The sequence below is a fragment of the Methanocaldococcus sp. FS406-22 genome, assembly GCF_000025525.1.
Taxonomy (GTDB): domain Archaea; phylum AGJL01; class Methanococci; order Methanococcales; family Methanocaldococcaceae; genus Methanocaldococcus.
Genome location: NC_013887.1, coordinates 1,691,774 through 1,716,553, shown reverse-complemented (window position 1 = coordinate 1,716,553; position 24,780 = coordinate 1,691,774). Strand labels below are relative to the sequence as shown.

Annotated in this window: 28 protein-coding genes and 1 CRISPR repeat array; of the genes, 18 read left to right on the top strand and 10 right to left on the bottom strand. The window is 32.7% G+C overall.

The genetic code is table 11. The features are described 5' to 3' along the window. Nucleotides 1–11 precede the first annotated feature (11 nt). The 13 genes from MFS40622_RS08945 (at nucleotide 12) to leuC (ending at nucleotide 11,364) form a co-directional block, all read left to right on the top strand. Nucleotides 12–1,760 (top strand): formylmethanofuran dehydrogenase subunit A, encoded by a 1,749-nt coding sequence (locus MFS40622_RS08945; RefSeq protein ID WP_012981351.1) that lies wholly within the window; start codon nucleotides 12–14, stop codon nucleotides 1,758–1,760. Between the two features lie 2 nt (nucleotides 1,761–1,762). Next, a complete protein-coding gene (locus MFS40622_RS08940; protein WP_012981350.1) occupies nucleotides 1,763–3,001 on the top strand; it encodes a formylmethanofuran dehydrogenase subunit C in 1,239 nt (412 codons plus the stop codon). A gap of 5 nt (nucleotides 3,002–3,006) precedes the next feature. Continuing rightward, nucleotides 3,007–4,338 carry a formylmethanofuran dehydrogenase subunit B gene (locus tag MFS40622_RS08935; RefSeq protein WP_012981349.1) on the top strand — a complete coding sequence of 444 codons (1,332 nt, stop codon included), beginning with the start codon at nucleotides 3,007–3,009 and terminating at the stop codon, nucleotides 4,336–4,338. 162 nt (nucleotides 4,339–4,500) lie between these two features. Further along, nucleotides 4,501–5,631 (top strand): molybdopterin molybdotransferase MoeA, encoded by a 1,131-nt coding sequence (locus tag MFS40622_RS08930; RefSeq protein ID WP_012981348.1) that lies wholly within the window; start codon nucleotides 4,501–4,503, stop codon nucleotides 5,629–5,631. A 109-nt stretch (nucleotides 5,632–5,740) separates the two neighbouring features. After that, nucleotides 5,741–6,454 carry a substrate-binding domain-containing protein gene (locus MFS40622_RS08925; protein WP_012981347.1) on the top strand — a complete coding sequence of 238 codons (714 nt, stop codon included), beginning with the start codon at nucleotides 5,741–5,743 and terminating at the stop codon, nucleotides 6,452–6,454. A 5-nt stretch (nucleotides 6,455–6,459) separates the two neighbouring features. Then, nucleotides 6,460–6,630, top strand: coding sequence for a hypothetical protein (locus MFS40622_RS09640; RefSeq protein WP_012981346.1), 171 nt, complete (start codon nucleotides 6,460–6,462; stop codon nucleotides 6,628–6,630). A gap of 108 nt (nucleotides 6,631–6,738) precedes the next feature. Continuing rightward, nucleotides 6,739–6,933, top strand: a complete 195-nt coding sequence (locus tag MFS40622_RS08920) for a hypothetical protein (protein WP_012981345.1) — start codon at nucleotides 6,739–6,741, stop codon at nucleotides 6,931–6,933. Nucleotides 6,934–6,998: 65 nt separating this feature from the next. After that, nucleotides 6,999–7,832 carry a class I SAM-dependent methyltransferase gene (locus MFS40622_RS08915; RefSeq protein WP_012981344.1) on the top strand — a complete coding sequence of 278 codons (834 nt, stop codon included), beginning with the start codon at nucleotides 6,999–7,001 and terminating at the stop codon, nucleotides 7,830–7,832. Then, nucleotides 7,825–7,995, top strand: coding sequence for a hypothetical protein (locus MFS40622_RS09635; protein ID WP_198003839.1), 171 nt, complete (start codon nucleotides 7,825–7,827; stop codon nucleotides 7,993–7,995). The genes MFS40622_RS08915 and MFS40622_RS09635 overlap by 8 nt, the downstream gene beginning before the upstream one ends. A gap of 29 nt (nucleotides 7,996–8,024) precedes the next feature. Continuing rightward, the gene (locus MFS40622_RS08910; RefSeq protein WP_198003838.1) at nucleotides 8,025–8,456 is read left to right on the top strand and encodes a class I SAM-dependent methyltransferase; all 432 of its coding nucleotides are present in this window, start codon (nucleotides 8,025–8,027) and stop codon (nucleotides 8,454–8,456) included. Continuing rightward, nucleotides 8,443–9,042, top strand: coding sequence for a DUF2119 domain-containing protein (locus MFS40622_RS08905; protein WP_012981343.1), 600 nt, complete (start codon nucleotides 8,443–8,445; stop codon nucleotides 9,040–9,042). The genes MFS40622_RS08910 and MFS40622_RS08905 overlap by 14 nt, the downstream gene beginning before the upstream one ends. A gap of 124 nt (nucleotides 9,043–9,166) precedes the next feature. Further along, on the top strand, nucleotides 9,167–9,937 hold the full coding sequence (locus tag MFS40622_RS08900; protein ID WP_156770013.1) for a Rossmann-like domain-containing protein: 771 nt from the start codon (nucleotides 9,167–9,169) through the stop codon (nucleotides 9,935–9,937). Between the two features lie 152 nt (nucleotides 9,938–10,089). Next, nucleotides 10,090–11,364 carry an isopropylmalate/citramalate isomerase large subunit gene (leuC, locus tag MFS40622_RS08895; protein ID WP_012981341.1) on the top strand — a complete coding sequence of 425 codons (1,275 nt, stop codon included), beginning with the start codon at nucleotides 10,090–10,092 and terminating at the stop codon, nucleotides 11,362–11,364. An 18-nt stretch (nucleotides 11,365–11,382) separates the two neighbouring features. Here leuC and MFS40622_RS08890 read toward each other — a convergent pair whose 3' ends face one another. Next, nucleotides 11,383–11,619, bottom strand: a complete 237-nt coding sequence (locus MFS40622_RS08890; RefSeq protein WP_012981340.1) for a hypothetical protein — start codon at nucleotides 11,617–11,619, stop codon at nucleotides 11,383–11,385. Nucleotides 11,620–11,863: 244 nt separating this feature from the next. Between MFS40622_RS08890 and MFS40622_RS08885 the strand changes: the two genes are divergently transcribed. Further along, nucleotides 11,864–12,331 (top strand): methanogenesis marker 6 protein, encoded by a 468-nt coding sequence (locus MFS40622_RS08885; protein WP_012981339.1) that lies wholly within the window; start codon nucleotides 11,864–11,866, stop codon nucleotides 12,329–12,331. Further along, nucleotides 12,321–12,728, top strand: coding sequence for a Holliday junction resolvase Hjc (gene hjc / locus MFS40622_RS08880; RefSeq protein ID WP_012981338.1), 408 nt, complete (start codon nucleotides 12,321–12,323; stop codon nucleotides 12,726–12,728). Before MFS40622_RS08885 ends, hjc begins: the two co-directional genes overlap by 11 nt. Here the strand turns inward: hjc and MFS40622_RS08875 are convergent. The 3 genes from MFS40622_RS08875 to MFS40622_RS08865 form a co-directional block, all read right to left on the bottom strand. After that, nucleotides 12,714–13,127 (bottom strand): hypothetical protein, encoded by a 414-nt coding sequence (locus tag MFS40622_RS08875; RefSeq protein WP_012981337.1) that lies wholly within the window; start codon nucleotides 13,125–13,127, stop codon nucleotides 12,714–12,716. The two genes, hjc and MFS40622_RS08875, sit on opposite strands and share 15 nt — an antisense overlap. A gap of 94 nt (nucleotides 13,128–13,221) precedes the next feature. Next, on the bottom strand, nucleotides 13,222–14,619 hold the full coding sequence (gene selB, locus MFS40622_RS08870; protein WP_012981336.1) for a selenocysteine-specific translation elongation factor: 1,398 nt from the start codon (nucleotides 14,617–14,619) through the stop codon (nucleotides 13,222–13,224). 30 nt (nucleotides 14,620–14,649) lie between these two features. Then, a complete protein-coding gene (locus tag MFS40622_RS08865; protein ID WP_012981335.1) occupies nucleotides 14,650–15,045 on the bottom strand; it encodes an Rpp14/Pop5 family protein in 396 nt (131 codons plus the stop codon). A gap of 142 nt (nucleotides 15,046–15,187) precedes the next feature. Here MFS40622_RS08865 and nadC point away from each other — a divergent pair, with 142 nt between their 5' ends. Next, nucleotides 15,188–16,042 (top strand): carboxylating nicotinate-nucleotide diphosphorylase, encoded by an 855-nt coding sequence (nadC, locus tag MFS40622_RS08860; protein ID WP_012981334.1) that lies wholly within the window; start codon nucleotides 15,188–15,190, stop codon nucleotides 16,040–16,042. 84 nt (nucleotides 16,043–16,126) lie between these two features. Then, nucleotides 16,127–16,420 (top strand): hypothetical protein, encoded by a 294-nt coding sequence (locus MFS40622_RS08855; RefSeq protein WP_012981333.1) that lies wholly within the window; start codon nucleotides 16,127–16,129, stop codon nucleotides 16,418–16,420. Here MFS40622_RS08855 and MFS40622_RS08850 read toward each other — a convergent pair. The 5 genes from MFS40622_RS08850 to MFS40622_RS08830 form a co-directional block, all read right to left on the bottom strand. Continuing rightward, entirely contained in the window at nucleotides 16,404–16,838 is a 435-nt protein-coding gene (locus MFS40622_RS08850; protein WP_012981332.1) for a DUF2120 family protein, read from the bottom strand. The two genes, MFS40622_RS08855 and MFS40622_RS08850, sit on opposite strands and share 17 nt — an antisense overlap. Nucleotides 16,839–16,851: 13 nt before the next feature. Beyond that, nucleotides 16,852–17,793: an L-2-hydroxycarboxylate dehydrogenase gene (gene mdhB, locus MFS40622_RS08845; RefSeq protein ID WP_012981331.1), complete on the bottom strand. Its 942-nt coding sequence runs from the start codon at nucleotides 17,791–17,793 to the stop codon at nucleotides 16,852–16,854. Nucleotides 17,794–17,840: 47 nt separating this feature from the next. Then, a complete protein-coding gene (locus MFS40622_RS08840; RefSeq protein ID WP_012981330.1) occupies nucleotides 17,841–18,632 on the bottom strand; it encodes an SAM-dependent methyltransferase HcgC family protein in 792 nt (263 codons plus the stop codon). A gap of 137 nt (nucleotides 18,633–18,769) precedes the next feature. Beyond that, complete coding sequence (locus MFS40622_RS08835; RefSeq protein WP_012981329.1) at nucleotides 18,770–19,237, bottom strand: DUF3236 domain-containing protein; 468 nt, start codon at nucleotides 19,235–19,237, stop codon at nucleotides 18,770–18,772. A 1-nt stretch (nucleotide 19,238) separates the two neighbouring features. Beyond that, a complete protein-coding gene (locus MFS40622_RS08830) occupies nucleotides 19,239–20,681 on the bottom strand; it encodes a phenylalanine--tRNA ligase subunit alpha (protein ID WP_012981328.1) in 1,443 nt (480 codons plus the stop codon). 494 nt (nucleotides 20,682–21,175) lie between these two features. On the opposite strand from MFS40622_RS08830, the gene MFS40622_RS08825 reads away from it, so the two are divergent. Beyond that, entirely contained in the window at nucleotides 21,176–22,132 is a 957-nt protein-coding gene (locus MFS40622_RS08825; protein WP_012981327.1) for a TIGR01212 family radical SAM protein, read from the top strand. A gap of 194 nt (nucleotides 22,133–22,326) precedes the next feature. Further along, nucleotides 22,327–23,273: direct repeats of the CRISPR family, unit length 31 nt; unit sequence GTTTCCATCCTCCAAGAGGTCTTATTTTAAC. Between the two features lie 445 nt (nucleotides 23,274–23,718). On the opposite strand, the gene MFS40622_RS08820 is transcribed toward MFS40622_RS08825, so the two are convergent. After that, entirely contained in the window at nucleotides 23,719–24,729 is a 1,011-nt protein-coding gene (locus MFS40622_RS08820) for an ATP-binding protein (RefSeq protein ID WP_012981326.1), read from the bottom strand. Between the last annotated feature and the right edge of the window lie 51 nt (nucleotides 24,730–24,780).

The window sequence follows — 24,780 nt, the reverse complement described above, 5'->3', positions numbered from 1 at the left end:
TTGGTGATACTATGAACCTTATAATAAAAAATGGCTATGTCTTTGACCCAATGAATGGGATAGATGGAGAAAAGATGGATATCTTTGTTAAAGATGGAAAGATTGTTGAAGAACTGTCCTCAAATGAGATGAAAGATGCTAAAGTTATTGATGCATCTAACAAAACTGTAATGCCTGGAGGTGTTGATTCCCACACCCACGTAGCTGGGCCTAAGGTTACACATGGAAGGCTATTATGTCCAGAGTATCAATACAAACATCCGATAAAAAAGACAGATATAACTCACAGTGGTAGTGGAAAGGTTTTGCCTTCAAGCTATGTTATGGGTTATAAATATGCTTTAATGGGTTATACAACAATTTGCGAAGCAGCAACACCACCAATGCTTGCAAAACACACTCATGAGGAGTTAAAACATGTTCCTGTTGTAAATAAATGTGCTTATTTGATGTTTGGAAACAACTGGTTTATTTTAAAATACCTAAAAGAAGGAGATATTGAAAAAGCCGCCGCTTATGTGGCGTGGATGAATAGAATTCACAAAACTTATGGGATTAAGATTGTTAATCCAGCTGGTGTAGAAAATTGGGGTTGGGGATTGAATATCTATTCTTTAGATGAGCCGTGCATTCATTTTGAGGTTACACCAAGAGAGATTATCAGAGGTTTAGCTGAAGTTAATGAGATTTTAGGTTACCCAATGTCAATCCATGTTCATGCCAACGGCTTAGGACATCCTGGAAATTGGGAGATAACAAAAGAGACTCTAAAAATTCCAGAAGATATAAAGGCAAATCCAAAAGTTAAAGTTGATGAAGAAATAAAAACAAAAGTCCCTTATGAGAGAGAGCAGAGCATCTATCTAACTCACGTCCAGTTTAATGCCTTTGGAGGAACCTCTTGGAAGGATTTTGAATCTGGAACAAAGGAGATTATAGATTATGTAAACAAATCAAAACACGTTGTTATAGACAGCGGGTGCGTTATATTTGGCCCAGCAATCTGTATGACTGGAGATGGTCCTAATTTATACGATTTAGCTGTTTTAACTGGAGGAAAATGGTCTAACGCAGATGTTGAATTAGAATGCGGTTCTGGTATCGTGCCATTTGCATACAAAAAGAAGAATGGTGTGCATAGTGTCCAATGGGCAATGGGGTTAGAGCTTTTATTGGGAGTTAAAGACCCTTGGAAAGTGATAATGACAACAGACAGCCCTAACGGAGGTTCATTTACAAACTATCCAAAGGTTATCTCATGGTTGATGAGCAAAAAGGCAAGAGAGGATATGCTAAAAGAATGCCACAAATGGGCTTCTGAGAGAACAGATTTACCAAATATGGATAGAGAATACACCCTATATGAGATAGCAACAGTTACAAGGGCTACACCAGCTAAAGCCGTTGGATTAGCACCAATGAAGGGGCATTTGGGTGTTGGGGCTGATGCAGACATAGCAATCTATGACATAAACCCAGAAACCCTCAACACAAACGACTACAAAGCTATAGAAAAAGCCTTTACCTACGCAGAATACACAATAAACGGCGGAGTAATTGTTGCCCATAAAGGAGAGATTGTATCAACTCCTGACGGAAAAACATACTATTGCAATGCTAAATTCCCAGATGAAGAAATCTACAATGAGATGATTAAGGATGTGAAAGAGTGGTTTAAATACTACACCTTTGACTTCACCAACTACCCTACAACAGAGCATTATCTAACAAAACCAACGCCAATAAATGTGGGTGAATAAGTATGCAAGTGATTTTAACCCCAAAGGGAGAGCCAGACATTCCAATAGAGGCAGAAGTTATAAATCCAGATATATTTGCAAATAAGAGCAAGGAAGAAATTGAATCCCTCTTAGTTTGGCAAGGACCTAATAAACTCCCTCTCTCAGAGTTCTTTGATGTAGAAGTTAGCAATGATGACTCAAAGGATGTAACAATCGTCATTGAAGGGAATGTTGAGAGAGTTAAGTATATTGGCTATCAGATGAGTTCTGGTAAAATCATAATCAATGGAAACGTTGGAATTCAGCTTGGCTCTGAAATGAAAGGAGGAGAGATAGTTGTTAATGGAAATGCCAAGCACTGGGTTGGTAGAGAGATGACTGGAGGACTAATAAAAATCAATGGAAACGCTGGAGATTACGTTGGTTCTGCCTATAGAGGGAGCTGGCATGGAATGAAAGGAGGAAAGATTATAGTTGAAGGAGATGCTGGAAACAACGTTGGAGCTGCAATATCTGGTGGAGAGATTATTATAAAAGGAAATGTTAGGCAGTTTTGCGGAATAAGGCAGAATGGTGGATTTATATATATTGAAGGAAACGCTGAAAGAGCAGTTGGAGTTGAGATGACAAAAGGGACAATAGCAGTATGTGGAAGGATAAGATTCTTTGCTCCTGGATTTGAGTTTGTTGGAGAGGAGAAGGATTTAAACATCAACGATATGCCAATTTATGGAGAATTCCTCAAATTCACTGGAGATTATGCAATAAGCAGAAAACCTAAAGGAGTTTTGTATGCTTTAAAAGAGAAAAACCTTGGATTGATAGAGCCAGAGTTGTATGAATGCTATGACGATTATAGATACGATGGAGGTATTAAAGCTCTCCTAAACACTGGAAGTACTGTTATCCAAGGAGAGATTATCAAAGGAGGTAAGAAATTTACTGAAAAATATGTTAAAGAGTGTGCCGTCTGTTACATTCATCCAAAGGATTATGCCTATCTTGGAAAGCCAGAGTATGTCACTGTAATGAGTGAAGATAAAAAATCATGCATAACTTTAAGGGCGATTCCTGATGATGCTTTGCAAGAGGGAACTGTATTTATCCCAAGATCCATCTGGGCTAATGTTGTTATTGGTTCATACACAGAGTCCATGGGTTCTCCACTCTATAAAGGAAACTATGTTTATGTTGAGCCAGTTAAAGGAAAGGCTGAGATATTAACTGCTGAAGAGATTATGAAAAAGATATATGGGTGAGATTTATGGCTATGAAGGTTTTTAGGGGCATTACGTGCCCTGTCTGTGGGATGGCGTGTGATGACATAGAGGTTTGGTATGATGAGGAGAAGCAAGAGATAATTGTAAAAAACGCATGCAGAGAGGGAGCTCCAAAGTTTAAGGAGATTGTCAGCCCTCACAGAATAAGAGAACCAATGATTAAGAAGAATGGAGAATTTGTTAAGGTTAGCTGGGAAGAAGCTATAGAAAAGGCTGCAGAGATTTTAGCAAATGCCAAAAGACCTCTCCTCTTTATGGGGGCTGAGACTTCTGCCGAAGCCCACATTGTAGGATTGCATATGGCTGAATACTTAGGGGGAGTTGTTGATTCAAACTCGACAATATGACACGGGCCTACATTGATGGGGGTTCAAGAGGCTGGACTTCCTGGCTGCACCGCTGGAGAGGTAAAGAATAGAGCTGATTTAATCATCTTCTGGGGCTGTAACCCAATGCACTCCCACCCAAGACACATGAGTAGATACTCAGTCTTTGCAAGAGGTTACTGGACTGAAAGAGGAAGAAAGGATAGAAAAATTGTAGTTGTTGACCCAAGAAAGACAGACACGGCAAAGTTAGCTGATTTGCATGTTCAGTTAAAGCCAAACACAGACTATGAGTTGTTCTCTGCCCTCCTCACAATACTAAGAGGCAAAAAGCCACATCACAGTGTTGAGAAGATAACTGGCGTTCCAATCGAAGTAATGGAAGAGATGGTTGAGTGGATGAAGAATGCCAAGTTTGTAAAGATTTATGGAGGTTTAGGGTTGCCAGCATCAAGAGGAGGGCATAGAAATATCGAATGCGTTTTAACTTTAGTTAGAGAGTTAAACAAATACACAAAATGTGCCATTGGAGCTTTAAGAGGACACTGTAACGTTAACGGCTTTAACCAAGTGGCATCATACATGTATGGTTATCCGTATGGAATAGACTTTGCAAGGGGCTATCCAAGATACAATCCTGGAGAGTTTACCTTTGCCGACCTCTTGAGAGAAAGGGAGATTGATGCCGTCTTAGTAGTTGCAGCTGGTATTGTGGAGCATACGCCAAAAGATTGTGCAAAGTATCTAAATGAGATTCCAATGGTTTGTATCGATATAGCTCCCGGCCCTACACCTTATGCTTCAGATGTTGTGTTGCCAGGAGTTATTGATGGGATGGAGTGCGGAGCAACGTTCTATAGATTTGACGGCTTAACCTTGTATGCAAAGCCATTCACAAAATCTCCATTTCCATTCACAAAGAGTAATGAAGATACTTTAAGACAGATATTCAAAAAAGTTAAAGAAATTAAAGAAGGAAAGAAAAACTAAATCTTTAAGCCAGGAAGTCCAGCCTCACATAAACGTTGGAGAAAGATACGCCGAACCCGTTAAGGGAGGCGTATCCAATTATATTATTTTTTTACAAAGCTTAGTAACTAATTTTAATTAATTTTTGGTTGAAAATCAACTATTTATAATTACGGTGAAATTATGATTTCAGTTAGAGAGGCAGAAAAGATTTTAGACAGATTTAGCTTCAACAAAACTGAATATATAAAAATAGAGGATGCTTATGGAAGGGTCTTAGCTGAAGATGTTATAAGTGACGTAGATATACCAAGGTTTGATAGAAGTGATATTGACGGCTATGCAGTTGCAGAGATTTTTGAGGAATACATCTTAATTGATGAGATTTTTGCTGGAGATGATAGAGATTTGGAGATAAACAAAAATGAATGTGTCTTAGTTGCTACTGGTGGAAAAGTTCCAAAAAATGCGAAGTATGTAATCCCTATCGAAAATACTGTAAGAGTTAAGAATAAGATAGTTGTTATAAGCTTTGATAGGATTGAGGGAATCTCAAAAAAGGGCAGTGATATAAAAAAGGGAGAGGTAGTTTTAAAGAAAGGAAGTATAATAAATGAGAGAACAATCGGAGTTTTAGCTGGTTTAGGTATTGAGGAAATAAAAGTCTATAAAACCCCAAAGGTCGGGATTGTATCAACTGGCAATGAGTTATTTAAGATGACTAAAGATATTAACTCAAAGACAATCTCATCAATTGTTAAAAAAGCTGGATGTGTGCCAAAATTCTTAGGGATTGCAAAGGATGAGTTTAATGATATAAAAAATAAAATTATTGAAGCCTCAGAGAAGTGTGACATTATTGTTACTTCAGGAGGAGTTTCCGTTGGAAAAAGGGATTTTTTACCAAGGGTTGTTGATGATTTGGGAGAGATTTTATTCCATAAGGTTAAGATGAGACCAGGAATGCCAATGTTATTTGGTAAGGTGAATGATAAGCCCATATTTTGCATGCCGGGGAATGTTGTTTCATGCTTAATCTGCAGTTATGTATTTCTACTACCTTTTTTAATGAAAATGACACATAGAGTTTATAAAAGGAGGATTATTAAAGCAGAATTATCAGAAAAAATCATTTCAGAGCCTGAGTTTTTATATCTAAGGCCAGTTAAGCTGAAAAATGGTATTGCATATCCAATATTTAAAGGCTCTAACATACTAACTTCAATTTTGGATGCTGATGGTTTGGCTATAATAAAAGAGCATGAGTTAGAGAAGCATGAAGGTGAAATAATTGATGTTTGGTTATTTGATTAACATTATTTTTTATTTAAATATATAACAAAGAAATAAGTTTCCGGCTTCCGAAAAATATTTATATCATAATATACTTTAGAGATATCTGAAACCCGCAGAAGGGAAAAATATGAACAAATTAAAAATTCTTATACTTGGATTAATTTCATCTATAATAGCAATCTGTGGTTGTGTTGAAGAAGGTAAATCTATCCATGTATGGACTGGAAAAGGTATTAAAGAACCTTTAATTGCTGTATCCAAAGACTTCTCTGAGAAAGAGAATGTCGAAATTAACTTCTCCTTTGTAGGCTATTATCAGATGGCAAAGCTTGTGAATAAAACCAATGCAGACGTTGTTATAGCTCCAAAAGAGTATGAGCTATTCAATGTCAGCACAATAGAGATTCTTGAGAAAAAAGGACTAATAAAGGACTGCAAGCCATTTATTAAAAGGATTCCAGTGATTGTTGTCAGAAAAGGTAGTGACATTAGCTCATTGAGTGATTTAAACGGTAAAAGAATAGCTGTAGTAAATCAAAGTAAATATCATCATCCAGGAGGATGTTTAGGTATAGAAATTATCAAAAGGGAGAAAATAAATGCAACTCTAATCTTCACATCTTCAAAGAATTTGATAAAGGTGGTTAAAGAAGGAAAGGCAGATGCTACAATTGTTTGGCTTGATACTATTAAGAAAGATGATGCTATAAAAATAATTCCAATCAAAGGATATGAGTTACAGCTATACATCGCTGTAATAAACGATAACGATGCTGTGAGGAAGTATGTTGATTATCTATTGTCTCATAAAGGAGAATTTGAAAAATACGGATGGAGGTGAGTAAGATGTGTAACTTTGGAGTCGTAGAAACAGCTATATTGATGCCATCACCAACTCCAAGCTTTGATATCTACTTATTACCAATCTTTATTGGATTAATGATAATGAGTTTCTTAGCAGTTAAGTATAAAAATACATTAATAAAGTCAATATCCTCATTATTATTAGAATTTTAGCAAATAATGCATAATATTTTTGGTTAACATAATGCTTAAATAGTAAGCTCTAATAATATCTGTAATTAGATTACATTAATAGTAACTATATTTAGTTATGGGGATATTATGGACGAAATCGACAAAAAAGCCATAGAAATACTTTTAAATGCTCCATTCATGAGCGAGGAAGAGATGAGAAATACTGTCAAACTCTTGAAAAGAATGGCAAGAATGAAAGGATGCAAAAATGAAAGTAATATAAGAGAAATTTTAGATTGTTGGGCATATAATGCTTACAAAATAAGTATAAGCCAAATATAGTTTTTATTTTGATGTAATGTGAAAATTGCAAAAATACCTCTTTTTATTTTGATTTGGTGAGTAGTATGAAGAGACTACTAAAATATAAGATAGATATAAAAGACACCTGGGATAAGATAAAAGCTGAAAGAAAAGGAAAGCCAAAAATAACCTATGACAAAGAGTTTTTTAAGAAGTTGTCAATAGATTCCTCAAATATTATAAAAAGAAATAACTATGGGTATGGAAAAAAGGCTGTTGAGATTTTAAAAGAAAATTTAGAAGGATTTAGCAATTTTACTGTTTTAGAGATTGGAACTGGAGCTGGAACATTAACGATTCCATTAGCAAAGGAGGTTAAAAAAGTTATTGCTATTGAAAAATCAGAGATGAATATAAGGCTTTTAAAAGAGAATTTAAGAGAAAATGGCATAGAGAATGTAGAAATCATTAATGCAGATTGGAATAGCATAGATATTGATGATAAATTTGATTTGGTTGTTTGCTCTCACTTTCTTTGGATGGTTGATGACTTAGAAAAGCATTTAGAGAAGATGGAAAGCTTATCAAAAAGATACTGCTCAATAATTCAACCATGTGGAAGAGACAGCATTGTAAAGAAAATCTATGAAAAAATCCTAAATAAACCATATATGGGAGAGTTTGAGCCAGATGCAGATTACTTTGCCTATGTTATCTTAAGAGAATGGGGAAGGATAGTGAATGTTAGATATTTCGATTACACAATTGAAAGGAACTTAGAGGAAGAGATAAGATATGTAGCAAGCTTTATTGGAAGGTTTAAAGAGGTAGATGAAGAGGTTATAAAGAAGATAGAAAGCTATTTAAAAGAACTATCAGACAATGAAAAGTTTATAACAAAAAATAAGGCTGTTATTTTATGGTGGGAGGTTGAATAATTATAAAGATTTTGATGAAATCGTTAGAAATGTCTTTGCTCCAGTTTATCCGGTTATTGCTAAACAGATTGTAGATAGGACAGGTATAAAAGAAGGTATTTGCATTGACTTAGGGACTGGAACTGGAGCTTTGGCGAGAGCTATTGCAAAGATAACAATTTAAAGGTTTATGCTTTAGATATATCTAAAGATATGCTCAAACTTACTGAGAAATATATTAAGGAAGAGGGCTTAGAAGGTAAAATCATTCCAATTCTTGGAGACGTGCATAACTTACCATTTAAAGATAACTTTGCTGAATTGATTATAAGCAGAGGTTCAATGTTCTTTTGGAAGGATAAAATAAAAGCTTTTAAAGAGATTTACAGAGTTCTAAAGCCAGATGGGATGGCTTATATTGGAGGAGGTTTTGGAAATAAAGAGTTGAGAGAGAAGATATTTGCAGAGATGAGAAGGAGAAATCCAAATTGGGATAATGAAGTAAAATCAAGGATGAAAAATCATAATAAGGAACTATTAGAAGACATATTAAACAGAGCTGGCATTCCGAATTATAAGATAATAGATGATGATTCTGGGTTGTGGATTTTAATCAAAAAGTGTGAAAATTATGGAAATCTTTGAATTTAAAGGTAATGGAATAAAAAAGCTATTTATTGGAGGATTGCATGGAAATGAGGGAAAATTTACAGAAATAGTGCTTAAAGATTTTGTAAATCTATTAAAGGAAGATAATTACACTGGAAATATATTAGTTATACCAAAGTTGGTTGAGAATAGCAGATACATCTCTACACTGTCAGAAAAGTATTATGAAACTGATGAAGGAAAAGCTCTAATTAATATCATTGAAAATTACAATCCAAACATCTATTTTGAACTCCATGCCTACAAAAAAGAGAATTATAAAAAATTAACAAGCAACAATAGGCAGAAAGTCCCTCCACTCATAGATATTGGGAATAATGTTTTGATAGCATCAATATCTCCAATTTTAAGGAATAAATTTGGCAGAGAAGATTTTTGCATGACTATCGAGATTCCAAGTTGGAAGGTTTATGATGTTAAAGATGAGATTCTAAAAATCTTAAAAATTGGGGCAAAGTATTCAACAAGAAATGAAATCATTAAAAAATTAAAAGAGTTTTATCCAGAACATATAAAGAGAGCTGAGTTTCTTTCAAAGAAATACAACCTAACACTTTTTTGAAATTTTTTGATGTGATAATTGTTTTTTATGAACATAACGCTTAAATAGTAATTAAAATTAATTATCACCAAAATTTTGATGAGAAAGAAATAACACAAAGATGAATTCTAGATTGGGTGATATTATGATAATAGAGGAGATAAAAGAGAGAGCTTTAAATCTATTAAATGAAAAAGAAGACGATTTTAAAGTTGTTGATTTCTCATTTGCTTTGCCTTACAGCTATGTGGTAGTTGAAAGCAACGGCAAAAAAGCCCTAGGAGTAGCAATGACATTATTGGAGGAGTATAGGGGGCATGGGAATAAAAAGGATTTAAAAATAGGTAGAGATGTTGAGGACTTTATTAATATGGTAGACAGCTTTGATATTGTTGAAAGAACTCTTGGATTAGCGGCAATAAATGCAGTATCTCAATACTATTTTAATTTTGAGGCAAATGGTAGAGATGCAGCTGAGTTGGTGTTAAATAAAGAAGATATTAAAAAAATAGCCTTTGTTGGAAATATGGTGCCAGTTGTGAATATGCTTAAAAAATCTGGTAGCTTTGATATCTATGTGTTTGAGAGAAGCCCCTCACTATTGATGGATGGAGTCTTAAGTGATAGTTTTGAATATAGGCTATTACCAGAGATGGATGCCGTCTTTATCAGTGGAACTACCCTATTAAATGATACCTTAGATTTTGTTTTAGAGAGAGCTAAAAATGCCAAACTAAAAATTTTAGTCGGCCCTACAGCTCAATCTCTGCCAGATTTATTCAAAGGATTTGGAATAACTCATATTGCATCAACAAAGATTGTAGATGTTGATAAAGCCCTTTTGTATTTAAAATTTGCATCCTCATCAATGTTATTTAAAGGAGCTTCAAGAAAATACACAATAGAGATAGAATAAAAATTAATTCCCCTCAGCTACCCCGAAAGGGCTCATCACATAATCAGCTTTTATTACTCATCATCGAGGGACTGTTTGATTAACTTTTTTATATAACCATACTGTAAAATATAATCCACCTCATTTTTAAAATTTAATGTGATGGTGAAACTATGGGAATGACAATTGTAGAAAAGATATTAGCTAAGGCATCTGGAAAAAAGGAGGTTAGCCCTGGCGATATAGTGATGGCAAACATAGATGTAGCAATGGTTCATGATATTACCGGACCTCTAACTGTCAATACATTAAAAGAGTATGGAATTGAGAAAGTTTGGGATCCAGAGAAAATTGTTATCCTATTCGACCACCAAGTTCCAGCTGACAGCATAAAAGCAGCTGAAAACCACATATTAATGAGGAAGTTTGTAAAAGAGCAAGGTATAAAGTATTTCTACGATATTAGAGAGGGAGTTTGTCATCAAGTATTGCCAGAGAAGGGACATATAGCTCCTGGAGAGGTTGTTGTTGGTGCTGACAGCCATACATGCACACATGGAGCTTTTGGAGCTTTTGCTACCGGTATAGGCTCAACAGACATGGCTCACGTATTTGCAACTGGAAAACTATGGTTTAAAGTTCCAGAAACAATTTATTTCAACATCACTGGAGATTTACAACCTTACGTTACCTCAAAGGATGTTATCTTAACAATTATAGGAGAAGTTGGTGTTGATGGAGCTACTTACAAAGCCTGCCAGTTTGGTGGAGAAACAGTTAAAAAGATGTCTATAGCTTCAAGAATGACCATGACAAACATGGCTATTGAGATGGGTGGAAAAACTGGAATTATCGAGCCAGATGAAAAAACTATCCAATATGTAAAAGAGGCCATGAAGAAACATGGAACTGAGAGGCCATTTGAAGTTATAAAAGGAGATGAAGATGCTGAATTTGCAGAGGTTTATGAGATTGAAGCAGATAAGATAGAGCCTGTATTTGCATGCCCACACAATGTAGATAATGTTAAACAGGCGAGAGAAGTGGCTGGAAAACCAATAGATCAAGTATTTATAGGCAGTTGTACAAACGGGAGAGTAGAAGATTTAAGAATGGCCATTGAGATTATTGAGAAACATGGAGGAATAGCAGATAATGTTAGGGTTGTTGTAACTCCAGCTTCAAGGGAAGAGTATTTGAAAGCCCTAAAAGAAGGAATAATTGAGAAATTCTTGAAGTATGGATGTGTAGTTACAAATCCTTCATGCTCTGCCTGTATGGGTTCATTATATGGAGTTCTCGGCCCTGGAGAGGTTTGTGTTTCAACATCAAACAGAAACTTCAGAGGAAGGCAGGGTTCATTGGAGGCAGAGATTTATCTTGCTTCACCAATAACTGCTGCTGCATGTGCTGTTAAGGGAGAGCTTGTAGACCCAAGGGACTTATAAAAATAAAAAATATGTCTTTCATCTTCTAATTTTCTCTTCATTTAATATACTTTTAATCATATCATTTTCACTTTCCATTATTTTTTTAATAATTTCATCAGACATTGAAGAGTTAGCACACTGTTTTATACATTCGAATACATCAGTTCTACAATTTAATTTTTTACATTTTTTATTACAATAATATACTTTACATATAATAATTGCAACTGTAGGAATTATAAAAAATAATGATGCACCTATTGCTGCATCCATAGTATCACTTTCAAAATTGCCATAATTTTATTGTTTTTTGAACATATATATATATTTCTATTTAATTTTCATTTTTTCTTTATTTTAAATTTGATGTAGCAATATAATTTACAAAACTAAATTACTTTAAACCCAAGTATAATCCGTAATTTATTAATTTTATATATTCAAATGTTTAACAAAAAATAATAAAAATGAAATCCAAATAAACAATACATATTACAAAAAAATTCTGGTGGAAATGATGAAAAAGACGAAGGTTATTGTCTTAGCTGAAAATGCCCTAACAACTCCAGGTAAATTGGTAAGATATTTAAATACATTAAATCAGCCAATTATTGTAAAGGAGACATGTTTTGGTGCATACATTGAAGGAGAGGAAGATCTAGTAGATGAATTAGCCCAAGAGATTAGAAACTATGAAAGAAATAGAATATTTTGTAAGGATAGGGGTTATCCAATATGGGACAAAAGGAGGTGTAGGGCATTTAGAGGAGGAGGGCCGAGGGAAGGTTTTCATCAGTTAGAGGCTGAGCAGTCAGTGTTGGATAAAATTGGTTTAGCTTTGGATAAAATTGACAGAGAGGGAGTAAAACCAATGGAGGAAATCTTAGCAAAAGAAAATGAGTTAATAAAGAAAGAAACCAAAATACCTGTAGAGGAGTTTAAAAATATTATTGAGAGGGTGTTAGGGGGCAGAAATGAGGCATAAATATAGAAAAGGGAGCTCTTTTGAAAGAGAATTAAAAAAACTTTTGGAGAAAGAGGGATTTGCTGTAATCAGAAGTGCTGGAAGTAAAGGAGTTGATTTAATAGCTGGGAAAAAAGGAGAAATTTTAATATTTGAGTGTAAAACTTCCTCAAAAACTAAATTTTATATAAATAAGGAAGATATTGAAAAACTTATAAGCTTTTCTGAAACATTTGGAGGAAAACCTTATTTGGCAGTAAAGTTTAATGGAGAAATGTTGTTTATAAACCCCTATCTCTTATCAACCAATGGCAAAAACTATGTTATCGATGAAAAGATAAAAGCTGTAGCTGTTGATTTTTATGAAGTTATTGGTAGAGGAAGACAGTTAAAGATAGACAACTTAATCCAATTTTAGATTTTCACTTATAATTTTTGTTATCATAACACTTAACAATGCAATCTTTTTTGGTTTTACTACAACTGATATATGCCTATCATCCTTATGAAATCCAACGAGAATTGAAGCTACTCTATTTTCATCAGCTGGCAGAACTCCTACTGAAACCCTCCCATCAACACCAAAAACTGTCCCAACATCATGTATATTATGCACTTTAATTTTATCTTTTTTAAAGTCTTTATTTATTTTTTCAGCTATTACTGCACTCTGTTCCATCAAGATTTTTAATAAAGCAGCTGATTCAAAATTCATTTTTATGCTATCCTCAACATCCTTTGATTTCATCTTTAAAATTAACTGTTTTCCATCACATTCTACACCCAACTTTTTATATGGCAGATTCACAACATACACAACTCTCACCAAGACAGTTAAAATAAATTTAACAGTAAAATTTATTTTTGTTGTGTTTGGGTATATAAAAGATGCGGTTTTAAATTCAGATGATTTATCCCCATTTCCTTACTCTTTTTAATACAACTTTTTCTCCTCCACTAACCTCTCCATCAAACTCAGCAATTAAAGCCCCTTTAGTCCCAAATGTTCCCTTTATAATGCCCCATATGTTCTTATCAGGGACATAAACTTTTTCTCCAATAAGTTTTTCTCCAGCTGTTTTAGAAGATGCCAACCCTTCAATATAGATTTTGTCTTTCTTTTTAACAACCTTCCCCTCTTTTACGACAATCTTTTTAATCTCTACATCTCCAAAATCAACAACTTCTCCAAAGCCACAAATCCTCAAAGTTGTTGGTGGCAAATCCAACCTCATTATCAAAACTTTATCTTTTTCATCAACAACAACCTTCTCCTCTAACTTAAAGATACAGTAACAAGAATCTCCTCCTTTAATTTCTTCCAATACTATTGGTTCTTCTCTATCATTAATCCTCTCTATTTTATATGGAATTATCGTGGCTGGAACTGTTAAAAGCCCTATATTTATATGAACCTTCATCTTTGGAGCTAAGTTGTATTTAAACAACTCAAGAATCTTTACCTTTGCTATAAACTTATCTACAACCTTTAATTTTGTATCTTCTGAAGTTAATATACAACCTCTAAACAAACTCTCTGGCTCTACTCCAATTAAAGATATTCCCACTCTATCTCCTGCATAGGCAATATTAACATCCTGTTTAAAGCACTGTATGCTTTTAACCTTAACTTCATGATTTATAGGCAAAATTCTCAAAGTATCTCCAACCTCTACCTTCCCTTTATGGATTGTTCCCGTTACAACAGTCCCAACCCCTTTTATTTTAAATGCATGGTCAATAGGCATTTTTAGATAGCTATTTATCCCTCTTTTAATGTCTAAGCTGTCCAATAAATTTTTAAGCTCCTTTTTTAATTCCTCTATCCCTTCCCCAGTTTTTGCTGAGATTTTAATAATCTTAGAGTTCTTTAAATTCATTGTTGAGTTCAATATTTGCTTCATAAATCCCTCAGTTCTTTTAATCTCCTCATCACTTGCAATATCTATCTTATTTATAACAACAATTGTGGGAATATTTAATAAATCTAAAACTAATAGATGCTCTCCCGTCTGTGTTTTTGGCCCTTCTTTAGCATCCACAACTAATAAGGCAGCATCTATAATATTTCCAGCTCCGATAGCTGTTCTTATCAACTCAGAATGCCCAGGGGCATCAACTAAAGTAATTCTATACTCCCCTAAAATAAAAGAGGAAAATCCTAAATCAATAGTTATTCCCCTCTTTTGGGATTCTTTTGGTTTATCTAAGGCTGAAGTTGAAGCTATTTCTGTTAGCTGTTTTGCTAATTGTGTTTTTCCATGGTCGATATGTCCAAACAATCCAACATTTACATTTTTCATCTCCATAAGACCACCAATTATTTATTAATTATTTATCTATTTTGTTTTTTTAGCCTTCAACTTTTCTCTCCTAACTACAAACCATCTTTTTGGTTTCTTTATTCCTAAAAATTTGATTTTTGCCTTTCTTATTGTTCCAGAAACCCCTAAACAGATAATATTTATTGGCTTTTCTTTAAATTCCTTAACCAATATTAAAGAGGCTTTTACATAATCAACATTTTCTCTCTGACATCTCAAAATTCCGTAAGGGAAGTCATAATATACAAGCCATGGATTTGCCTTGGATGTCCCCCAAAAGCCATAATATTCTAAAACAGCTTTTCTAATTAAATTAACAATCTCTCCCTCTTTTAACTCTTCATCATATAATATTTTAAAGGCAATATATCTCTTTTTCTCTCTTAGAGTTGGAGGCAGTGTTTTGAGCATTTCTATCACTCAGCAAATAGTAAATTGTATTTAGAAACTTTTCAAAATTTTTTATCATACTCATATTTTTTAACAAAAGTTTTTATTATTTAAGGTTTATTAAATTAGATAGTTATAAACACTTTAATGAGGAGGATGTTTTATGCTCAAAGATTATGCTCTCAAAATATTAAAAAAATCATTAGAGTATGATGTAGGATTTGGAGATATTACAACAAACTCTATAATCCCTAAAGGAGTAAAAGCTAAAGGAGTTATTAAAGCTAAAGAGCCATGTATAGTTTGCGGTATTGATTTTATTGTTGCATTTTTTGAAGAATATGGTATAAAATGTAAAAAGTTATTTAATGATGGGGAAGAAGCTTATGGAAACATATTGGAGTTTGAAGGAGAGGCGAGAACTATCTTAATGGTCGAAAGAACTGCTTTAAACCTACTTATGCACCTCTCTGGGATAGCCACTATGACAAATAGAGTTGTTAAAAAAGCTAAATCAGTAAATAAAAATGTTAGAATTGCCTGCACAAGAAAAACTCTTCCCCTATTATCTCCGTTACAAAAATATGCCGTATATGTTGGTGGAGGAGATACACATAGATTTAGGTTAGACGATAGCGTTTTAATCAAAGACAACCACATAGCGATAGTTGGTGTAAGGGAAGCTATAAAAAAAGCTAAGGAGAGTGTTAGCTTTACAAAAAAGATTGAGATTGAGGTTAGCAATTTAGAGGAGTTGAAAGAAGCTTTAGAAGAGAGAGCTGATATAATAATGCTGGACAACTTCAAACTAGAAGATATAGAGAAAGCTTTAAAGATAATTGATGAATTTGAAAGAAAAACCAATTTTAGGCCAATAATTGAAGTTAGTGGTGGAATAAAAGAGGATAATATTTTAGAATACGCAAAATATAATGTTGATGTTATATCTATGGGTGCTTTAACACATTCAGTGAAAAGTGTCGATATGAGTTTGGACATAACATTTTCAGCTAAGTAGATAAAAATAATAAAAAATAAAAAATAATGATAATTATTATTTATATCATAAAAAATTATAAATAACATAAATTTGGGTCATATTATGAACGAAATTATTATTATCATACTGTTATTAACATCTGCTGGATTGGTTGGAGTATGTTGTATATTAAACAGAGATAAAACTCAGGCAATAAAGAAATACAAAAAACTTCAGAAGGAAAAAGTAGATGATGAAATTAAAATGCTAAAAAGCTTAAAGGGTGACATATCCCCAAAAACATCTGATGATATCATTAAAAATATAATGAATAGTAGAAATACACTTTTAGAAAATGCCCTTAAAGATGACTTTACAGAAGCAGATATTTGTAGCAAATTTAGGAAAGATTATTAAATAAAACACCAACAACTTCAATAAATTTTGGATTTTTCATTTTTTTATCAAAATACATACAAACTCCTACCATTATGTTTCTTTTTTTGGCTATAATATAGTCGCACTCACATCCAATCATTTCAAAACTCTCTTTCATCCTTTCAAAACCAAAAGTGTCAGGGTAGAGAGGATTTTCATTTAAAATCTCGTTTATTCTACTGACAAATTTATCTATTTCCTCGACATCCTCTATAATCTCAAAACCTTCTTTTTTCAATTTTTCAGTTAAATAATTTTTAATATCATCATATTTCTCAAATTCTTCATCCCTACAAACTCCTTTAACCATCAACATTTCATCAGTTTCAAACAATGGCTTAGAACCCTTAAAAGCATTTAAAGCGTGCATCAATTTTCCTATATTAACCTTCCACATAATAACACCAATTTTATAGATTTTTAACTTCCTCACAGTATTTTTTAATGATTTCAGCTGATTTTTTAAAGGCAATTATCTCATCCTTATCTAACTCAATTGATACAACTTCCTCTATCCCATCTCTCCCAATCTTTACTGGAACTCCTATACAAACATCTCTAATTCCATCAAACTCTCCATCCACATAAGCAGATAGAGTTAGCAGTCTCTTCTCATTATTTACAATGCATCTAACGACATTTAAAATAGCCGCTGCAGGGCCAAATTCAGAACCACCTTTTAATCTAATAATCTGCTCTCCTTTAGTTTTAACATCTTCTATAATTTCATCTATTGGCAATTCCTTAAATTTTTCAAATTTTTGAATTGGAATTCCTCCAATGGAAGTAGCACTTAACAATGGAACCATGCTGTCTCCATGTTCTCCAATAATCCTCGTCCTAACCTCATCAATATGAACTCCAAAGAACTTGGCAATAGCAACCTTAAACCTCAAAGAATCTAAGTGTGTTCCTAATCCAAAAACCTGATTTCTTTCAAATTTTGAATCCACTAAAGCTTTATAGGTCATTACATCTACTGGATTTGTTATAACAAATATCTTTGTATCACATATCTCAGCTATTTTTTTAGCATACTTCCCAACAATTTTTGCATTTGTTTTTGCTAAATCCATCCTACTCATTCCTTCTTTTCTTGGAACTCCGCTTGTTATTATGACAACATCACTTTCATCAATAATCTTTAAATTTTCATCATTTCCAACATATATGTTTGCATCACTCCTTGTTCCAGCTAAGGCGTCATAAATATCTTCCTTCAACCCCTCTAATTTATTTATTGAGTGTTCTCTTCCAATTAACACTAAATCCTTCATAAAAGGTTCTTTAGCTAATAATAAAGCTGTTGCACTCCCCACTCTACCAGAAGCTCCTATAATTGTAACTTTCATAATTTCCCCTCAAAAAAGATTTTAATAGGAGTTTAATAGAACAAAATTTAAAGCTTCTCAACAAAAGAATAGATTAGGTTGATATTATTTGAAAGTATTTCCTCAGCTTCCTCTAATACATCATTTAATGTGCTTATAGTAATTGCTGGCTGTGAAATCTCTGATAAAAATTTGTGAATATCATTTTCATGGAATATAATTCCTTCATAATACCTTAGATTTGGAATAGCATATAAAACCCCATCTAAGGATGCAATTTCTCTTGATGCATCAACTATTGTATCGATTGTTAATGTCATAGTTCCAGAGGTCTTTGAAACCCTTGCCTTTCTATAAGTTTTTAAAACCCCTACTTTTGCCTTTTCGATAAATGGAGCTATTCTTTTGTAAGTGTTATCTGCTTCATAAATATCAACATCAAACACTCCCTTAGGGTCTTCAACAATAAAAACCTTTGGATTAAATTTAGCTAAAAATTCAGGCTCAACTCCTCCCAACCCAGTTAAATCAACAATTAAATCTGGATTTACCTCATTCCTCATAAATTTTAGTTTAAATTCATTTAAATTTAAGAATTTTATGTTATTGTTGTTTGGGACAAATCCCTTCATAAATTCATGTATATCAACTAAATAAACCTTTTCAGCATATTTTGAAAGCATTTGAGCAGTGTAATTCCCCCATAAATAAACACCAAATATTACAACTTCTTTAAACTCTTCTCCTTCTAAGAAATCTCTAATTGCTTGATATTTTTTCTTTGCTATCTCATTTGTTACATCAATAACTCTTGTTTTTGTGTCAATAGTTTTTACCATCTCAGTTATGCCATACTTCATAATTCCACACCTCATAGGGGCTTCGCATCCCATGGGATATCTAAGCAAATATTTGCAATTTCCTTTTCTAAATGGAAAACACATACTAATATCCGCAAAGGAGCGAAGCTCTTTTATTTATTAATTTTGAAAGACACTTATAGTTTTATCCCTACTCTACCTAATGCCTCAATCATTTCCTTTTCTATTCTTTTTTCTATATCTTCTTTATGAACAACTGATGAAGGCGACAGAGAGGCAGTTAAAATCCTCCCCTTCTCATCCAATATCACGAGCATTGAACCAGAGCCTGGAACTCCCAATCTTCCCCTCGCAATATATAAGTCGGCTTTTTCAATATCCAGAGCTAATAATCCTTTGGTTATAGCTGGCATTCTTGTCAAATCAGCAAACCTCGTATCTATATCGAGCATTTTTATTTCTGCATTACAAACCCTTAAAATAATATCTCTTATTACTTTAAATTTCTTTTGATTGTTTGTGGCAACAACAATTTTTTTTGCATTGATTATTTTTTCTTGAATTTTTTTCAATTCCTCTTCTTTATCTCCTCTTCTAACATTGTTAATTGATTCAATAAAGGCATTTTTAATAATTTCTTCCATTTTAAACCCTCTTAAGCCAATCTAAATCATTTTTATGTAAATCTCTAATGTCTGTCAATCCATATCTAAGCATTGCTAATCTACTAAATCCAATACCCCATGCTAAGACAGGCTTTTCAATACCTATTGGCTCTAAAACTTCAGGTCTAAATATTCCAGCCCCTAAGATTTCTAACCATCCCTTACCTTCTAAATAAACCTCTGCCTCTAAGGATGGTTCAGTGAATGGGAAATAAGCTGGTCTAAATCTAACCTTTTCAAATCCTAACCTATTTAAGAATTCTTTTAATACTCCAATTAAGTTGTTGAAATTAACATTATCATCCATTATAATTCCTTCACACTGATAAAACTCTGGCAGATGCTTATAATCAATTGCTTCATTCCTAAAAACCCTATCAATGCAAAATACTTTATGCGGCTTGTTTTTTTCTTCCTCTGATAGTGAGGCTAAATATCTTATAGACGATGCAGTTGTATGGGTTCTTAAAATTAATCTTCTTGAGATATTTTCATCAAATTTGTATTTCCAGCATCTTTCATGGACTTCTCTAACCTTATCTACCAAATCTTCTGGAATGTCTCCTTCAGTTGGATACTTTAAAAAGAAGGTATCTTGCATCTCCCTTGCTGGATGGTCTTGTGGCTCAAAGAGCATATCAAAGTTCCAAAACTCTGTCTCTACAATTGGGCTTTTAACCTCTTTAAATCCCATAGCTAATAAAATCTCTTTAACCTCTCTAATAATTCTTGTTAATGGGTGGATTTTAGCTGGATATATTGGCTTTGTAGGAACTCTTACATCGTAAGGTCTTATATAAGCTTTTTTCCACTTTCCGGTTATTATGATGTCTCTTGTTAATTGAGTTATTTCCTCCTCTATTTCAATTGGTTCTTTTAATAATTCTTTCCCTTTATCTGTTAGTTTTATCTTTATCTCTTTCTCCTCATCAAAATCCACATACCCTCTCTTTTTTAAAATTTCAATAACCTTTTTTTCTTCTTCACTAAAGTTACTAAGGTATTTATTTTCTTTGAGTTTTTGCAATAATTCTTCTTCAACATCCTTGTAATCCAAATTATCGAAAATAATTTTTCCTTTTTCTATTTTAGCTATTCCTTTTCTTTTTATAGCACCTAAGGCAGCATTAATCTCCTCTTTTGGTAAGATATCCTTTAAGTTTTTAATCTCAATTTCTTTTATATTGTGTTGTTTTAAATAGTTTGCTATCCTTCTCTCTGGAAACTCTTCTTCTTTAATGAGTTTTACCACCTTTTTTACGTTCTCCTCTGTTTCTACCAATCCTTTCCCTTTTAACCATAAAGAAACTCTCAAAATTTTTTCTTTTGGCATAAATTTCTCTAATTCATTTAAATCAAATTCCTCTCTATTATTATCTTGAAAAATCTTCAACAGTCTTTTCTCATCTATGTGCAGTTCCATAATCCTCACCACATAAAACTGCTAAATTATCTTTATAATAGCATTTCCTTAATAAATAGATAACTATGTTTTAAATCTATGTTTTTAACTAATTCATTAATTTCATCTATAGTGTTTTTCAAAACTTATTAAATTAATAAAGGAATATTTGGACACCTTCTTAAAGAAGGTGTTCATCAGTGCCTTAAGTATTGTAGCATATTTTGAAAAACACTAATTTTCTATTTTAAGAATTCTACCTCATTTTTATCTATTTACAGAAACTTTTGGTATTGGAAATTCTAATGACAACCTTTAATAAAACCTCGTAGGGATAAAACTTTTAATAGATGTAAAATATTCCCCTTAGCATTAAAATCTCTCATTAAATACTCATTAAATATACAGACGAGAAACTCCTATTAAAAATCTAAGAAATTATTTAAGACCAAGTCCTATATTAATATACTCCATTAGTATTAGTTGTTAGGCTAATATCTAATTCGGGGGTTATTATGCTTAATGATGAAGACATTAAAATAATTGATGAAATTTATAAGGAAGGTTATTTATTTGCTCAATATGGAATATACGTAAAGAAAAAATTTAAACAGAAAGTTTTTAAAATCCCTGTTGATGCTGGTTTTGGCTGTCCTCATAAAAAAAATGGTGGTTGTATCTTTTGCCCAGAAATGGGAAGACCGATATCTGTTAAATACTGCAGAGCTAACATTCCACTAAAAGAACAGATTGAAAAACAGATGGAAAATCAAAGAAAAAAAGGATTTAAAAAATTTTACATCTATTTTTATCCTGGAACCAATACCTATGCTCCAGCAGAGAAATTAAAAGAAATTTGGGATTTTTCTCTATCTTATGAAGATGTCATTGGTTTATCGATAGGAACAAGACCAGATTGCTTAGAAAAAGAAAAACTTGATATATTGGCTGAATATGTTGAGAGGGGCTATGATATTTGGATTGATTTAGGAATTCAAAGTATGCATCAAAAAACACTTGAAATTTTAAATAGAGGGCATAATGTTTCAGATACTATAAAAGCAATAAAGGACTGTCATAAAAGGGGAATAAAAGTTTGTGGGCATATAATCTTAGGATTACCCGGAGAAACATGGAAAGAGATGATAGAAACTGCAAAGATTTTATCTTTATTGGATATTGAAGCAGTTAAAATCTACCCCTTAGTTGTTGTTAAAGATACAAAATTAGAGGAGATGTATTGGAAGGGAGAATACAGAACGTTAGATGAAAAACAATATATAAACTTAGTTTGTGATTTTTTAGAGCATCTATCTCCCTATGTGCTAATTCAAAGAGTATCTAAAGACAAAGTTCCAGAAAACATTAAGGTATCTCCAGAATGGTATCTTGGTAGGTTGAAGATTATGAACAGAGTGAGTGAGATATTGAAAAAAAGAGGAACTAAACAGGGAGCAAGGTTTTTTAAATAACCTTATCCTCTAAGAGTTCAGGATTTTTTAGTCTAAATTTGTAATAATTTTTAATACTGGTTGGAAAATTTTTTCGGGATTTTTTCTCTTTTAGTATTACTAACTTAAATAGTTTGTTGTATATTTAGATGTATAAGTATTACTAAGTAAGAGATAAAAATAGCTTTTTTACTTTTGGTTTAATCCTTAAAAGAGAATAAAACCTCTAAGAGGTCTGATTTTAACAGTAGTTCCGTTATTGACTCCCGAAAAAATAACATAATTTCCATCCTCCAAGAGGTCTTATTTTAACAAAAGGTTTTAGTGCTGGTGGTGGTGGATTTGGTTTTATGTGTTTCCATCCTCCAAGAGGTCTTATTTTAACTTGTTGCCTGTAATGTGAAATAATCCTGATGAACGTCACATGTTTCCATCCTCCAAGAGGTCTTATTTTAACAAAAAGAAAAAATTATTTTTTGAATTTAGGAGAAAACTTATGTTTCCATCCTCCAAGAGGTCTTATTTTAACATGGAAACATACTCAAGTATGGAGCAAACTGGGCTGTTTCCATCCTCCAAGAGGTCTTATTTTAACTAGTCTCTTTTGCTATTTTAGAAATGCAACATACAGATGAGTTTCCATCCTCCAAGAGGTCTTATTTTAACACAATTATCCTTCTGCCTCCCCACTCTATCCATCCAATGTTTCCATCCTCCAAGAGGTCTTATTTTAACAATATTACACATGAAAAATGCCTTGCCAAAACCAACTGTTGGTTTCCATCCTCCAAGAGGTCTTATTTTAACAATGTGATTCTCAGACTCTCAGAATTGTTTGAACCAAAATAGTTTCCATCCTCCAAGAGGTCTTATTTTAACCAACTTCGTGCATGTTTATACAGTTGTTTAGTTAATATGTTTCCATCCTCCAAGAGGTCTTATTTTAACTTCAAAAATTACTGCAATACAAGTAAAAGATGCAGAGTTTCCATCCTCCAAGAGGTCTTATTTTAACTTATGAAAAAACTAGACATATTTGTATGCCTTGATGCAATTGAGTTTCCATCCTCCAAGAGGTCTTATTTTAACTACAGCCATACCTATGCTAATATAAACCCTTCGGGGGCAGTGGTTTCCATCCTCCAAGAGGTCTTATTTTAACAAGGCAATCATCGATAATATAATTTTAATAGTTCTTCTAATATTTAAGCTTTTCGGAACCATATTTTTCTAAGTATAAATAACCCCTTTCATTTATAAATCCAACACTATATAAGTTTTTTTCTCATATACAAAATAGAGGATTTTTATTCTTTTAAATTTGAAGATTTAACTTATTAGTTAGAGAAATCTCATTTTACTTACTATTCACTCTTAACTTTTAAAAATCTAAATAATTCAATAAACATAAATATTCCAAATAATCAAACTTACAGACCCTTAGAAATTGAACTTAAATTCTCTAAATTGATAAATACTATCTAATTAACAACCTTATTAAATTTCAAACACATCCAACGAGACAACCACAACACTACAATAAACAACTAAATCAAACAAATAAAAATATCAAAAAACCCATATAAATATTTTGTGCTCTTTTTAACTCATTCTTCTAAATCATAAGGATTTTTGCTATAATACTCAACTGTTTTTAAAGCAGAACTAACTACCATCTCCCTAATATTTGGAATCTCCTCCTCCAACTTCTCTAAAATTTCGTGGCATCTCCTCCTTACACTATCTCCTCTATCTCTACTGTATGGACACATATCCTTATCTTTATAATATTCTATTCCACACTCCTCAAGGGCTTTTATTATATCCCTCTCCAATACTGGAAGCATAGGTCTAATGATTATACACTCCTCCAACGGAATTTTAAAGCTCTGATAATCAACCTCGTTGTATTTAAACCTCGTTAATGGCCTCATAAACTTTAATCTCTCTCCTTTAAAGATGTTTGCTAAGATTGTGTCTGAATTATCATCTAAATTATGTCCATAAGCTAATTTAACCTTTTCATAAGGAATATTTTCCTCCTCAGCAATTTCCTTAGCTAATTTCCCCAATAAATGCCTTTTAATTACAGAGCAAGAGAAACATGGAGAAAACTCCATTCCTTTGGAATTTTTTGTTAATATTTCAGATAATTCAACAACATCCAAATCATTTTTTAATATTAAGTGAGGAACATCCAACATCTCACAGTGGTGTTTTATTAATTTAACTCCCTCTTTATCCTCACTCCAAGGTCTAATTCCTCCAATATTCACATCTACAGTGACAGCTATCAATTTTATCCCATATTTTCTTCTATAAACCTCTAATAAATGCAACAACAACAAGCTATCCTTTCCTCCACTCAATCCAACTATAACAACATCCCTCGGAGCTATGATTTTATGCTTATTAATAAACCTCCCAACCTTTGTTGATACATATTCATAAGTTTTTGAATACACTACTGGAATTCCAAACTCTTCTTCAATTTTATCCATCTTTGTTCTTGATAATCTTGCCATTCTCTTGTTATTAACTAAAATCTTATCCTTTCTTATTGTTAAAAAGAATGGATTTGCATATTTCTTCAATTCTCTTAAATTAATCTCTACCATTAATATCCCAGCTTGTTTTTTGTGTTACTTTTAACTTTTTAGGTAGTGACT

Coding starts and splice junctions, on each gene's coding strand:
- MFS40622_RS08940 (WP_012981350.1), top strand. CDS start 1,763: ATGCAAGTGATTTTAACCCCAAAGGGAGAGCCAGACATTCCAATAGAG.
- MFS40622_RS08890 (WP_012981340.1), bottom strand. CDS start 11,619: ATGGATGCAGCAATAGGTGCATCATTATTTTTTATAATTCCTACAGTT.
- selB (WP_012981336.1), bottom strand. CDS start 14,619: ATGGAGATGAAAAATGTAAATGTTGGATTGTTTGGACATATCGACCAT.
- MFS40622_RS08920 (WP_012981345.1), top strand. CDS start 6,739: ATGGACGAAATCGACAAAAAAGCCATAGAAATACTTTTAAATGCTCCA.
- MFS40622_RS08820 (WP_012981326.1), bottom strand. CDS start 24,729: ATGGTAGAGATTAATTTAAGAGAATTGAAGAAATATGCAAATCCATTC.
- MFS40622_RS08945 (WP_012981351.1), top strand. CDS start 12: ATGAACCTTATAATAAAAAATGGCTATGTCTTTGACCCAATGAATGGG.
- MFS40622_RS09640 (WP_012981346.1), top strand. CDS start 6,460: ATGTGTAACTTTGGAGTCGTAGAAACAGCTATATTGATGCCATCACCA.
- MFS40622_RS08840 (WP_012981330.1), bottom strand. CDS start 18,632: ATGAAGTATGGCATAACTGAGATGGTAAAAACTATTGACACAAAAACA.
- MFS40622_RS08910 (WP_198003838.1), top strand. CDS start 8,025: ATGCTCAAACTTACTGAGAAATATATTAAGGAAGAGGGCTTAGAAGGT.
- MFS40622_RS08835 (WP_012981329.1), bottom strand. CDS start 19,237: ATGGAAGAAATTATTAAAAATGCCTTTATTGAATCAATTAACAATGTT.
- MFS40622_RS08885 (WP_012981339.1), top strand. CDS start 11,864: ATGAAAAAGACGAAGGTTATTGTCTTAGCTGAAAATGCCCTAACAACT.
- MFS40622_RS08900 (WP_156770013.1), top strand. CDS start 9,167: ATGATAATAGAGGAGATAAAAGAGAGAGCTTTAAATCTATTAAATGAA.
- MFS40622_RS08925 (WP_012981347.1), top strand. CDS start 5,741: ATGAACAAATTAAAAATTCTTATACTTGGATTAATTTCATCTATAATA.
- hjc (WP_012981338.1), top strand. CDS start 12,321: ATGAGGCATAAATATAGAAAAGGGAGCTCTTTTGAAAGAGAATTAAAA.
- MFS40622_RS08825 (WP_012981327.1), top strand. CDS start 21,176: ATGCTTAATGATGAAGACATTAAAATAATTGATGAAATTTATAAGGAA.
- MFS40622_RS08830 (WP_012981328.1), bottom strand. CDS start 20,681: ATGGAACTGCACATAGATGAGAAAAGACTGTTGAAGATTTTTCAAGAT.
- leuC (WP_012981341.1), top strand. CDS start 10,090: ATGGGAATGACAATTGTAGAAAAGATATTAGCTAAGGCATCTGGAAAA.
- nadC (WP_012981334.1), top strand. CDS start 15,188: ATGCTCAAAGATTATGCTCTCAAAATATTAAAAAAATCATTAGAGTAT.
- MFS40622_RS08915 (WP_012981344.1), top strand. CDS start 6,999: ATGAAGAGACTACTAAAATATAAGATAGATATAAAAGACACCTGGGAT.
- MFS40622_RS08855 (WP_012981333.1), top strand. CDS start 16,127: ATGAACGAAATTATTATTATCATACTGTTATTAACATCTGCTGGATTG.
- mdhB (WP_012981331.1), bottom strand. CDS start 17,793: ATGAAAGTTACAATTATAGGAGCTTCTGGTAGAGTGGGGAGTGCAACA.
- MFS40622_RS08865 (WP_012981335.1), bottom strand. CDS start 15,045: ATGCTCAAAACACTGCCTCCAACTCTAAGAGAGAAAAAGAGATATATT.
- MFS40622_RS08930 (WP_012981348.1), top strand. CDS start 4,501: ATGATTTCAGTTAGAGAGGCAGAAAAGATTTTAGACAGATTTAGCTTC.
- MFS40622_RS08850 (WP_012981332.1), bottom strand. CDS start 16,838: ATGTGGAAGGTTAATATAGGAAAATTGATGCACGCTTTAAATGCTTTT.
- MFS40622_RS08905 (WP_012981343.1), top strand. CDS start 8,443: ATGGAAATCTTTGAATTTAAAGGTAATGGAATAAAAAAGCTATTTATT.